This is a genomic window from Streptomyces sp. NPDC026206, from assembly GCF_040638465.1.
Lineage (GTDB): Bacteria > Actinomycetota > Actinomycetes > Streptomycetales > Streptomycetaceae > Streptomyces.
The window spans coordinates 102,758-114,786 of record NZ_JBEZYL010000012.1 but is presented as its reverse complement, the minus strand read 5'-3'; the positions used below and the strand labels follow the sequence as shown (position 1 = coordinate 114,786).

Below are 12,029 nucleotides of genomic sequence, written 5' to 3'. Positions count from 1 at the left end.
GGCGGAAAACGCACCGTTGACATGATCATGAAGGGGTCACGAGCCTGGCGTCCGTGCACTGACGTGACAGACAACGGCAAGGGGGGCTCATGAGACACAAGGCGAGAAAGGCCCGATCGGTCGTCGCGGTGGCTTCGCTGTTACTCGGCGGGCTCGCCGCGGCACCCTTCGCCCAGGCGCAGCCGGCCGCCGGCAACGCGGCGGCCCCCACCGGACCCGACGTGATGTCCGTATGGACCGCGGACGTCACCAGCGCCCAGGTCCCGCTCCTGCTCAAGGCGGGCGTCGACGGACATGAACTGGGCGAGCGCATCACCGACGGCCGGACGGCACCGGTCGAGCTCCACCTCACCGCACCCCAGGCCGAGGAACTGCGCCGGCAGGGGGTGGATCTCACCGAGAAGCGCATCTCCGTGCGCACCCGTGAGGGCCTCAAGGCCCAGGGTGATGGCGTCTTCCGCCCGTACAGCGGCAGGAACGGTCTCCAGCAGGAGATCACCGACACGGCCCGCACGCACCCCGGGCTCACCAAGGTCGTCAGCATCGGCAAGACCGTGCGCGGGCAGGACATCCTCGCCCTCAAGCTCTCCCGGAACGCCGCGAAGAGCCCCGACGGCGCCAGGCCCGCCGTGCTCTACATGTCCAACCAGCACGCCCGCGAGTGGATCACCCCGGAGATGACCCGGCGGCTGATGCACCACTACCTCGACCGCTACGGCAAGGACGACCGGATCACCCGGATCGTGGACAGCACCGAGCTGTGGTTCGTGCTCTCCGCCAACCCCGACGGCTACGACTACACCTTCCAGGGCCCCGACACCCGGCTGTGGCGCAAGAACCTGCGCGACAACAACGGCGACGGGAAGATCACCCCCGGCGACGGCGTCGACCTCAACCGCAACTACGCCTACAAGTGGGGCTATGACAACGAGGGTTCGTCCCCACGCCCGGGCTCCGAGACCTACCGCGGCCCGAGCGCCGCCTCCGAACCGGAGACCAAGGCCCTGGACGCCTTCGAAAAACGCCACAACTTCACGTACGCCGTCAACTACCACTCCGCCGCGGAACTGTTGCTCTACGGCGTCGGCTGGCAGGTCGCCACCCCCACCCCGGACGACGTCCTCTACAAGGCGCTCGCCGGCACCCCCGAGAAGTCCGCGATACCCGGCTACCACCCCCAGCTCTCCTCCGAGCTGTACACGACCAACGGCGAGGCCGACGGCCACGCGGCCAACGCCAACGGCACGATGATGTTCACCCCGGAGATGTCGACCTGCCGGACCGTCTCCGGGCTGGACCCCGACGACCGCTGGAATCCGGCCGACTGCCAGTCCGGCTTCAACTTCCCCGACGACGAGAAGCTGATCCAGCAGGAGTTCGCGAAGAACATCCCCTTCGCCCTCTCCGTCGCCGAGACCGCGGGCCACCCCGACCGGCCCTCCTCGGCCGTCGGCATCGCCGCCCCCGACCTCACCCCGCACGCCTTCACCACCTCCTACGCCCGCGGCAAGGACCAGAGCGTCGCCGTCACCGCCCGCAAGAGCGTGCGCGACAAGCGCCTCAACTACCGCGTCGACGGCGGCCGCACGCAGAGCAGGCCGCTCAAGGCCTGGGACGGCGGCGACCGCTACGGCGGCGAGGACAACATCCGCTTCGACGAGTACCGCGCGTCCGTCGAGGGAGCCGAGCCCGGCTCCACGGTCAGCGTCTGGTTCACCGGCCGTACGGGCGAGGGCAGGGCGACCGCCAGTGAGCCCTTCACCTACACCGTCGCCGAGCGCCCCCGCGCCGACACCCTGGTCATCGCCGACGAGGGCGGCGGCGGCCCGGCCCGGCAGGCCGACGCCTACGTCAAGGCCCTCACCGACAACGGCCGCAAGGCCGCCGTCTGGGACGTCGCCCGGCAGGGCGCACCCCACGCCCTCGGCGTCCTCGCCGCCTTCGACACCGTCCTGTGGTACTCCGGCACCGCACGGCCCGACGGCGGCACGCTGCTGGCTGTCCGGGACTTCGTCAACGAGGGCGGAAAGCTGATCACAGCCGGGGTCCAGGCGGGCGGCTCCTCCAAGGTCGGCCCGGCCGACACCGACGACTTCAGCCAGTACTACCTGGGCGCCGGCGACCGGATCGCCCACCCCGCGCCGCAGCGCTTCACCGGCGCCGGCGAGCTGACGGGCACCACGGCCGCCCTCGCAGCCGCCGGCGGTGCCCCGCTGGAGAAGGCCGGCTCGTACCGGCCCACCTCCGAGGAGTTGCCGCCGGGGACCTTCCCGCAGTTCCGCAGTGCGGCCGCCGGCGAGTACACCGCCTCGGTGACAGTGCGTGACGAAAGTGCTCCGCAGCGCCGCCCGGCCGCCGTCACTACGCGTGACACCGTCCTCCTCGGCTTCGGCCTCGAGCACGTCCCGGACGCCCGGGAACGCGCCGGTCTGATCGGTGCCGCACTGCGTGCAGTCGGCGGCTGACGAACCGCCTCATTCCGGACGGCGTCATCGCTCGTTCGGGCCCCCGACCGCTCGTTCGATCCCAGTCGTCCGTAGGGCGGCGGGCCTGCGCCGCCAATGTCACGTACCTCCTTTGTTAGAGGTAGGGTCGGTGGTGGTCGGGGACATCCCATACAGCCGCCGGGCAGCCCGGCACACCAACGAGGAGATCGGTTCGTGACGATCCGCGTAGGCATCAACGGCTTTGGCCGTATCGGTCGTAATTATTTCCGCGCGCTCCTGGAGCAGGGTGCGGACATCGAGATCGTCGGTGTCAACGACCTGACCGACAACGCCACCCTGGTTCACCTGCTGAAGTACGACACCATCCTGGGTCGTCTGAAGCAGGAGGTCAGCCACACCGACGACTCGATCACTGTCGGCAACCAGACCTTCAAGACGATGGCCGAGCGTGACCCGGCCGCCCTCCCGTGGGGCGAGCTCGGCGCCGACGTCGTCATCGAGTCCACCGGCATCTTCACCAAGCGTGAGGACGCGGCCAAGCACCTGGCCGCCGGCGCGAAGAAGGTCCTCATCTCGGCCCCGGCCAAGAACGAGGACATCACCATCGTGATGGGCGTCAACCAGGACAAGTACGACGCGGCCAACCACCACGTCATCTCCAACGCCTCCTGCACCACCAACTGCGTGGCGCCGATGGCCAAGGTTCTCGACGAGAACTTCGGCATCGTCAAGGGCATGATGACCACGGTCCACGCGTACACCAACGACCAGCGCATCCTGGACTTCCCGCACTCCGACCTGCGCCGCGCCCGCGCCGCCGCGGAGAACATCATCCCGACCTCGACGGGTGCCGCCAAGGCCACCGCCCTGGTCCTGCCGCAGCTGAAGGGCAAGCTGGACGGCATCGCCATGCGCGTCCCGGTCCCCACCGGCTCGGTCACCGACCTGGTCCTCGAGCTCGACCGCGAGACCAGCAAGGAAGAGATCAACGCCGCCTTCCAGAAGGCCGCCGAGGGTCAGCTCAAGGGCATCCTCGAGTACACCGAGGACGCGATCGTCTCCTCCGACATCGTGAACTGGCCGGCCTCCTGCACCTTCGACTCCTCCCTGACCATGGTCCAGGGCAGCCAGGTCAAGGTCGTCGGCTGGTACGACAACGAGTGGGGCTACTCCAACCGCCTGGTGGACCTGACCGTCTTCGTCGGCGGCCAGCTCTGACGCTGCCTGCCCTGACAGCACCGACGGCACTGTCGACAGGCACCAAGATGTAGGGGACGGGGCTCGTGCGACGCGATGACGCGCCGTACGGGCCCCGTTCCATGACTGACACTTACGGAATCCCCCAGCTGCCGCTGGGCGGTGCCCCCAACCGGAGTCACTGCATGAAGACGATCGACGAACTCATCCAGGACGGCGTCGAGGGCAAGCGGGTCTTCGTCCGCGCCGACCTGAACGTGCCCCTGGAGGGCACCACCATCACCGACGACGGCCGGATCCGTGCCGTCGCGCCGACGATCGCGAAGCTCGCCGAGGCGGGCGCCAAGGTGATCGTCGCCTCCCACCTGGGCCGTCCCAAGGGCGCCCCGGACCCCCAGTACTCCCTCGCCCCGGCCGCGACGCGGCTCGGCGAGATCCTGGGCAAGAGCGTCTCGTTCGCCACCGACACGGTGGGCGACAGCGCGAAGGCCACCGTCGCCGCACTGGCGAACGGCGAGGTCACGCTGCTGGAGAACCTCCGCTTCAACGCGGGCGAGACGAGCAAGGACGACGCCGAGCGCGGTGCCTTCGCCGACGAGCTGGCGGCCCTGGCCGACCTGTACGTGGGCGACGGCTTCGGTGCGGTGCACCGCAAGCACGCCTCGGTCTTCGACCTCCCGGCGCGCCTCCCGCACGCCGCCGGCGACCTGATCGCCACCGAGGTCGGCGTCCTGAAGAAGCTCACCGACGAGGTGCGGCGCCCCTACGTCGTGGTGCTGGGCGGTGCCAAGGTCTCCGACAAGCTGGGTGTCATCGACAACCTGCTGGAGAAGGCCGACCGCATCCTCATCGGCGGCGGCATGTCGTACACCTTCCTCAAGGCCAAGGGCCACGAGGTCGGCGTCTCGCTGCTGCAGGAGGACCAGATCCCGGTCTGCCTGGAGTACCTGGCGCGTGCCGAGAAGCGCGGCGTGGAGTTCGTGCTCCCCGTCGACGTCCTGGTCTCGGCCGACTTCCCGGACCTGAAGACCAAGGCCCCGGCCAACCCGGAGCTGGTCGCCTCGGACGCCATCCCGGCGGACAAGGAGGGCCTGGACATCGGCCCGAAGACCCGCGAGCTCTACGCCTCGAAGCTCGCCGACGCGGGCACGGTCTTCTGGAACGGCCCGATGGGCGTCTTCGAGCACCCCGACTACGCGGGCGGCACCAAGGCCGTCGCCCAGGCCCTGCTCGACTGCGACGGCTTCACCGTCGTGGGCGGTGGCGACTCGGCCGCGGCCGTGCGCATCCTGGGCTTCGACGAGAATGCATTCGGCCACATCTCGACCGGTGGCGGCGCCAGCCTCGAATACCTCGAGGGCAAGACGCTCCCCGGCCTCGCCGCACTGGAGGACTGAACCGCTGTGAGTGCACGTACCCCGCTGATGGCGGGCAACTGGAAGATGAACCTCAACCACCTCGAGGCCATCGCGCACGTCCAGAAGCTCGCCTTCGCCCTCGCGGACAAGGACTACGACGCCACCGAGGTCGCCGTCCTGCCGCCCTTCACCGACCTGCGCTCGGTGCAGACCCTGGTCGACGGCGACAAGCTGAAGATCAAGTACGGCGCCCAGGACATCTCGGCGTACGACTCCGGCGCCTACACCGGTGAGATCTCCGGTGCGATGCTCGCCAAGCTCAAGTGCGCCTACGTGGCGGTCGGCCACTCCGAGCGCCGCCAGTACCACGGCGAGAGCGACGAGGTCTGCAACGCCAAGGTGAAGGCCGCCTTCCGCCACGGCATCACCCCCATCCTCTGCGTGGGCGAGGGCCTGGACGTCCGCAAGGCCGGCCGGCAGGTTCCGCACACCCTCGCGCAGATCGACGGCGCCCTGAAGGACGTCCCGGCCGAGCAGGCCGGGACCGTCGTCATCGCCTACGAGCCCGTGTGGGCCATCGGCACGGGCGAGGTCGCCACCCCCGAGGACGCCCAGGAGGTCTGCGGAGCCATCCGCACCCGCCTGGCCGAGCTCTACAGCCAGGAGCTCGCCGACAAGATCCGCATCCAGTACGGCGGCTCGGTGAAGTCCGGCAACATCGCGGCGATCATGGCGCAGCCCGACGTGGACGGTGCCCTGGTCGGCGGCGCCGCGCTGGACGCCGAGGAGTTCGTGAAGATCGTTCGCTTCCGCGACCAGTAGCGATCAGCAGCAGCTATGACGACGGGTACTCCCCGTCGTACCCTGTCGGGGCCGGGATCGGCGTGCACGCCGCCCCCGGCCCCGCAGTGTTCTCCATCCGAGTCAGTCCGAGAGAGTTGGTCCAGCCGTGGTCATCGGGTTCTCGATCGCCCTCATCGTCTTCAGCCTGCTGATGATGATGCTGGTGCTCATGCACAAGGGGAAGGGTGGCGGCCTGTCCGACATGTTCGGCGGCGGCATGCAGTCCTCCGTAGGCGGCTCCTCGGTCGCCGAGCGCAACCTCGACCGGATCACCATCGTGGTCGGTCTTCTCTGGTTCGCCTGCATTGTCGCCCTCGGCCTGCTGATGAAGCTCGACAGCTGACGTACTGTCGTATCAGCGGCCTATGATGGGGCTCGCGTTCTTATGGGCGGGCTGTAACTCCTGCCACTGGACGCGCGTTGGGCCTTACGTAGACTGGGACGCCCGCAGCGCAGACGACTGTCCGCCCCGCGGTGCACCCGCTCATTCCGGCACAGTGCAGCACCATCACGCAGGGAGTTACGACCGTGGCAAGTGGCAACGCGATCCGAGGAAGCCGGGTCGGAGCGGGGCCGATGGGGGAGGCCGAGCGGGGCGAGTCAGCACCGCGCCTCCGCATCTCCTTCTGGTGCTCCAACGGGCACGAGACGCAGCCGAGCTTCGCCAGCGACGCACAGGTGCCCGACACCTGGGACTGCCCGCGTTGCGGCTTCCCGGCCGGTCAGGACCGGGACAACCCGCCGGACCCGCCCCGCACCGAGCCGTACAAGACGCACCTCGCCTACGTCCGTGAGCGGCGCAGCGACGCCGATGGCGAGGCGATCCTCGCCGAGGCGCTCGCCAAGCTCCGCGGAGAGATCTGAGCAGCGACAAGCGAATGACGAAGCGGCCCGGTCGTACACCCCACCAGGTGTACGGCCGGGCCGCTTCGATCATTTAGGTTGGGTGTGCGAGGCAGCTAACGAGAAGAAGTGGGCTGATGTCCGAGATGAACGCAGAAGGCCGCACCCGGCTCGACCGGACTCCCGAGTGGAACGCGCTGGCCAAGCACCGCGAGGAACTGGGGGAGGTGCACCTGCGAGAGCTGTTCGCACGCGATCCGCACCGGGCCGGGAAGTACGCGCTGACGGTGGGCGATCTGCACCTGGACTACTCGAAGCACCTCATCACCGACGAGACGCTGCGCCTGCTGCGCGAGCTGGCCGGGTCGGCCGGCGTCAGCGAGCTGCGGGACGCGATGTTCCGGGGCGAGAAGATCAACACCACCGAGGGCCGTGCGGTGCTGCACACCGCCCTGCGCGCCCCGGAATCGGCCGTGATCGAGGTCGACGGGGAGAACATCGTCCCCGCGGTGCACGCCGTTCTGATGAAGATGCAGGTCTTCTGCGACCGGGTCCGTTCGGGTGACTGGAAGGGACACACCGGTAAGCGCATCAAGAACGTCGTCAACATCGGTATCGGCGGATCCGACCTCGGTCCGGCGATGGCGTACGAGGCGCTGCGCGCCTACACCGCCCGCGACCTGACGTTCCGTTTCGTCTCCAATGTGGACGGCGCGGACCTGCACGAGGCGCTGCGCGACCTGGACGCCGAGGAGACGCTGTTCATCGTCGCCTCGAAGACCTTCACCACGATCGAGACCATCACCAACGCCACCTCGGCGCGCAACTGGCTCCTCACCGGGCTGCGCGCCGGCGAGGACGCGGTGGCCAAGCACTTCGTGGCGCTGTCCACCAACGCGGAGAAGGTCTCCGACTTCGGCATCGACACCGCCAACATGTTCGAGTTCTGGGACTGGGTCGGTGGCCGCTACTCCTTCGACTCGGCCGTCGGGCTCTCCCTCATGCTCGCCATCGGCCCGGACCGCTTCCGCGAGATGCTGGCCGGCTTCCACCTCGTCGACGAGCACTTCCGCACCGCCCCCGCGGAGGAGAACGCCCCGCTGCTGCTGGGCCTGCTGGGCATCTGGTACGGCAACTTCCACGGCGCGCAGTCGCACGCGGTGCTGCCCTACAGCCACTACCTGTCGAAGTTCCCCGCCTACCTGCAGCAGCTGGACATGGAGTCCAGCGGCAAGTCTGTCGACCGTGACGGACAGCCCGTCAACTGGGAGACCGGCCCGGTCGTGTGGGGCACCCCCGGCACCAACGGGCAGCACGCCTACTACCAGTTGATCCACCAGGGCACCAAGCTGATCCCCGCGGATCTGCTCGGCTTCGCCAAGCCGGTGGACGACCTGCTGCCGGGGCTGGTGGCCCAGCACGACCTGTTGATGGCGAACCTCTTCGCCCAGGGACAGGCGCTCGCCTTCGGCAAGACCCCCGAGGAGGTCGCGGCGGAGGGCGTACCGGCCGCGCTCGTCCCGCACAAGACGTTCCGCGGGAACCACCCGACGACGACGATCCTCGCGAGCGAGCTCAGCCCGTCCGTGCTCGGTCAGCTCATCGCGCTGTACGAACACAAGGTCTTCGTCCAGGGCGCGATCTGGAACATCGACTCCTTCGACCAGTGGGGCGTCGAGCTCGGCAAGGTCCTCGCGAAGCGGGTGGAGCCTGCGCTGACGGAGGGCACGGACGTGCCGGGGCTCGACGGGTCGACGGCCGCCCTGGTGTCGCGCTACCGGGAGCTGCGGGGCCGCTAGCCGCGCCGGGGGCGGGTGATCTTTCTCCTGCCCGCCCCCTTCCGGAGCTGGGGCCGCGCCCCAGACCACGGACCGCGCTGCGCGCGGTGTCCTCAAGCGCCGGACGGGCTGGATTTCCGCCGGTTCCGGCAAGAAATCAGCCCGTCCGGCGCTTGAGGACCGGGGTCCGGGGCGGAGCCCCGGTTACGGCGATGCCGGGGGGTACAAGTCCCGCGGCAACTGCGCGGCAGCCGCCGCGTCCAGCAGCCACAGCGTGCGGCTGCGGCCGTACGCGCCCGCCGCCGGGGCCTGGATCTCGCCCGCACCGGACAGGGCCATGGCGACCGCATTGGCCTTGTCCCCGCCCGCGGCCAGCAGCCAGACCTCGCGCGCCGCGCGGATCGCCGGGAGGGTCAGCGACACTCTCGTCGGCGGTGGCTTCGGCGCACCGTGGACCGCGACGACCGTGCGTTCGGTCTCCCGGACGCCCGGCATCTCGGGGAAGAGCGAGGCGACGTGCGTGTCCGGGCCGACGCCCAGCAGGAGGACGTCGAAGGAGGGCACGGGCCCGTGGTCCTCGGGCCGTGCGGCGGCCTCGAGTTCGGCCGCGTAGGCCTCGGCCGCCGCGTCCGCGTCCTCGTACTTGCCGTCCGCCGAGGGCATGAAGTGCACCCGCGCCGGGTCGAGGTCCACCGCGTCGAGCAGCGCCTCGCGCGCCTGCGTGGCGTTGCGCTCGGGGTCGCCGTCCGGCAGGAACCGCTCGTCGCCCCACCACAGGTCCAGCCGGGACCAGTCCACGGCGTCCCGGGCGGGCGCCGCGGCGAGGGCCGCGAGCAGCCCGTTGCCGTTGCGCCCGCCGGTGAGGACGACGGAGGCCGAGCCGCGGGCGGCCTGGGCGTCCACGATCTTCGTGATCAGCCGGGCCGCCGCGGCCTGGGCCATCAGCTCCTTGTCCCGGTGGACGACGATCTGGGGCGTGCTCACTTGGCCGCCGTCTTCTTGCCGGAGGCCTTCTTCGCCGGGGCGGACCCGGCCTCGGCGGCCTCCGGTGACTTTGCGGCGTCCGCGGACTGCGCCGAGCCCGCGGCGGCAGCGGGCGGGGTGGCCGGCCCCGGCTCGCCGAGCCGCTCCACGCCGTACTTCAGCGCGGACTCGTAGATGAGGTCCGGGTCGAGCCGGCGCAGCTCCTCCGCGAGGAGCTCCGCGGTGTCCCGCCGCTTGAGCGCCACGGCGCGGTCCGGCTGGCCGCGCATGGAAAGCGTGGCCAGGGAGCCGTCCGCGCGGTCCAGGGTGATGACGCCGGACCTGGTCTCCAGGCGGACGGCCGTCAGGCCCGGCCCCTCGGAGACGGTCCGCCGGGCGGTCACCCCGAGGCGGTCGGCGAGCCACATGGCCAGCAGCTCGCCGCTGGGGTTGTAGGGCTCGCACTCGACCTCGGCCGAGGTGACCTCGATGTCCGGCTGCTGGTCCAGGGCGGCCGCGAGCATCGAGCGCCACGGCGTGATCCGGGCCCAGGCCAGGTCGGTGTCGCCGGGCGAGTAGCTGGCGGCGCGGGCCGCGAGCTCCGTGACCGGGTCCTCGGCGGCGTAGGTGTCGGTGACCCGGCGCTGGGCGAGCGCGCCCAGGGGGTCCTTCTCCGGGTCGATCGGGGAGGCCACCGGCCACCACACGACCACGGGGGCGTCCGGCAGCAGCAGGGGCAGCACCACCGACTGGGCGTGGTCTATGACCTCGCCGTACAGCCGCAGCACCACCGTCTCACCGGTGCCGGCCGAGGTGCCCACCCGGACCTCGGCGTCGAGCCGGGCCTGGGCGCGGTCGCGCGGCGAGCGGCTGACCCGCTTGATGACGACGAGCTTGCGCGAGGGGTGCTCGCGGGAGGCCTCGTTGGCCGCCTTGAGCGCGTCGTACGCGTGCTCCTCGTCGGTGACGATGACCAGTGTGAGGACCATGCCGATGGCCGGGGTGCCGATGGCGCGGCGGCCCTGGACCAGGGCATTGTTGATCTTGCTGGCCGTGGTGTCCGTAAGATCGATTTTCATGGCCGACGCCAGCTCCGTCCATCTCGTGCGAGCATCTCGTCCGCCTCGACCGGCCCCCAGGTGCCGGCCGGGTACTGCGCGGGCTTGCCGTGCTTGTCCCAGTACTCCTCGATGGGGTCGAGGATCTGCCAGGACAGCTCGACCTCCCTCAGGCGCGGGAAGAGGTTGGCGTCACCGAGCAGCACATCGAGGATGAGCCGCTCGTACGCCTCCGGGCTGGACTCGGTGAAGGACTCGCCGTACGCGAAGTCCATCGAGACGTCCCGGACCTCCATCGAGGTGCCCGGCACCTTCGAGCCGAACCGCATGGTGACGCCCTCGTCCGGCTGCACCCGGATGACCAGGGCGTTCTGCCCCAGCTCCTCGGTGGCGGTGTGGTCGAAGGGCGAGTGCGGGGCGCGCTGGAAGACGACCGCGATCTCGGTGACGCGGCGGCCCAGCCGCTTGCCGGTGCGCAGGTAGAAGGGGACGCCCGCCCAGCGGCGGTTGTCGATCTCCAGCTTGACCGCCGCGTAGGTGTCGGTCTTCGACTTGGGGTCGATGCCGTCCTCTTCGAGGTAGCCGACGACCTGTTCGCCGCCCTGCCAGCCGTTCGCGTACTGGCCGCGCACGGTCTCCTTGCCGAGGTCCTTGGGCAGCCGCACGGCGCCCAGCACCTTGGTCTTCTCCGCGACCAGCGCGTTGGCGTCGAAGGAGGCGGGCTCCTCCATGGCGGTCAGCGCCAGCAGCTGCAGCAGGTGGTTCTGGATGACGTCGCGGGCGGCGCCGATGCCGTCGTAGTAGCCGGCGCGGCCGCCGATGCCGATGTCCTCGGCCATGGTGATCTGCACGTGGTCGACGAAGGACCGGTTCCAGATCGGCTCGAAGAGGGTGTTGGCGAACCGCAGCGCCAGGATGTTCTGGACCGTCTCCTTGCCCAGGTAGTGGTCGATCCGGAAGACCTCTTCCGCCGGGAAGACCTCGTGGACGATCCGGTTGAGCTCCTGGGCGCTGGCCAGGTCGTGGCCGAAGGGCTTCTCGATGACCGCACGCCGCCAGGAGCCCGCCTTCTGCTCGGCCAGGCCGTGCTTCTTGAGCTGCTGGACGACCGTGGGGAAGAACTTCGGCGGCACGGACAGGTAGAAGGCGAAGTTGCCGCCCGTGCCCTGCGCCTTGTCGAGCTCCTCGATGGTGTCCTTGAGCCTCTCGAAGGCCGCGTCGTCGTCGAAGTCGCCCTCGATGAAGCGGCAGCCCTGCACCAGCTGCTGCCATACCTCCTCACGGAAGGGGGTGCGCGCGTGCTGCTTGACGGCGTTGTAGACCTCGTGGGCGAAGTCCTCGTCCGCCCAGGAGCGGCGCGCGAAGCCGATCAGGGAGAAGCCCGGCGGCAGCAGGCCGCGGTTGGCCAGGTCATAGACGGCGGGCATCAGCTTTTTACGGGACAAATCGCCCGTGACGCCAAAGATGACCAGGCCCGACGGCCCCGCGATACGCGGGAGCCGTCGGTCCGATGCGTCACGCAGCGGATTGCTGCTGCTCAAT

At 69.9% G+C, this 12,029-nt stretch carries 9 protein-coding genes and 1 pseudogene; 7 read left to right on the top strand and 3 right to left on the bottom strand.

Going from position 1 to position 12,029, the window contains the following annotated elements:
* Positions 1-89: 89 nt before the first annotated feature.
* The 7 genes and pseudogenes from AB0F13_RS18690 to pgi form a co-directional block, all read left to right on the top strand.
* Positions 90-2,315 (top strand): annotated as a pseudogene (locus AB0F13_RS18690) (M14 family metallopeptidase); the annotation flags it as partial.
* Between the two features lie 345 nt (positions 2,316-2,660).
* The gene (gene gap / locus AB0F13_RS18685; protein WP_362082970.1) at positions 2,661-3,665 is read left to right on the top strand and encodes a type I glyceraldehyde-3-phosphate dehydrogenase; all 1,005 of its coding nucleotides are present in this window, start codon (positions 2,661-2,663) and stop codon (positions 3,663-3,665) included.
* Between the two features lie 164 nt (positions 3,666-3,829).
* Entirely contained in the window at positions 3,830-5,041 is a 1,212-nt protein-coding gene (locus AB0F13_RS18680; protein ID WP_362082967.1) for a phosphoglycerate kinase, read from the top strand.
* Positions 5,042-5,047: 6 nt separating this feature from the next.
* Entirely contained in the window at positions 5,048-5,824 is a 777-nt protein-coding gene (gene tpiA / locus AB0F13_RS18675; protein WP_362082964.1) for a triose-phosphate isomerase, read from the top strand.
* Positions 5,825-5,951: 127 nt separating this feature from the next.
* Positions 5,952-6,188 carry a preprotein translocase subunit SecG gene (gene secG, locus AB0F13_RS18670; RefSeq protein WP_079274375.1) on the top strand — a complete coding sequence of 79 codons (237 nt, stop codon included), beginning with the start codon at positions 5,952-5,954 and terminating at the stop codon, positions 6,186-6,188.
* A gap of 185 nt (positions 6,189-6,373) precedes the next feature.
* Complete coding sequence (locus tag AB0F13_RS18665; RefSeq protein ID WP_003957010.1) at positions 6,374-6,709, top strand: RNA polymerase-binding protein RbpA; 336 nt, start codon at positions 6,374-6,376, stop codon at positions 6,707-6,709.
* A gap of 125 nt (positions 6,710-6,834) precedes the next feature.
* A complete protein-coding gene (gene pgi, locus AB0F13_RS18660) occupies positions 6,835-8,487 on the top strand; it encodes a glucose-6-phosphate isomerase (protein ID WP_362083135.1) in 1,653 nt (550 codons plus the stop codon).
* 183 nt (positions 8,488-8,670) lie between these two features.
* Here pgi and pgl read toward each other — a convergent pair whose 3' ends face one another.
* From pgl to zwf, 3 genes are read right to left on the bottom strand one after another with little or no spacing between them, the layout of a single operon-like run.
* Positions 8,671-9,450, bottom strand: coding sequence for a 6-phosphogluconolactonase (gene pgl, locus AB0F13_RS18655; RefSeq protein ID WP_362082960.1), 780 nt, complete (start codon positions 9,448-9,450; stop codon positions 8,671-8,673).
* Positions 9,447-10,508 carry a glucose-6-phosphate dehydrogenase assembly protein OpcA gene (opcA, locus tag AB0F13_RS18650; protein WP_362082957.1) on the bottom strand — a complete coding sequence of 354 codons (1,062 nt, stop codon included), beginning with the start codon at positions 10,506-10,508 and terminating at the stop codon, positions 9,447-9,449. Before opcA ends, pgl begins: the two co-directional genes overlap by 4 nt.
* Positions 10,505-12,028 (bottom strand): glucose-6-phosphate dehydrogenase, encoded by a 1,524-nt coding sequence (gene zwf / locus AB0F13_RS18645; protein ID WP_362082954.1) that lies wholly within the window; start codon positions 12,026-12,028, stop codon positions 10,505-10,507. The genes opcA and zwf overlap by 4 nt, the downstream gene beginning before the upstream one ends.
* Position 12,029 lies beyond the last annotated feature (1 nt).

Coding starts and splice junctions, on each gene's coding strand:
- AB0F13_RS18680 (WP_362082967.1), top strand. CDS start 3,830: ATGAAGACGATCGACGAACTCATCCAGGACGGCGTCGAGGGCAAGCGG.
- pgi (WP_362083135.1), top strand. CDS start 6,835: ATGAACGCAGAAGGCCGCACCCGGCTCGACCGGACTCCCGAGTGGAAC.
- opcA (WP_362082957.1), bottom strand. CDS start 10,508: ATGAAAATCGATCTTACGGACACCACGGCCAGCAAGATCAACAATGCC.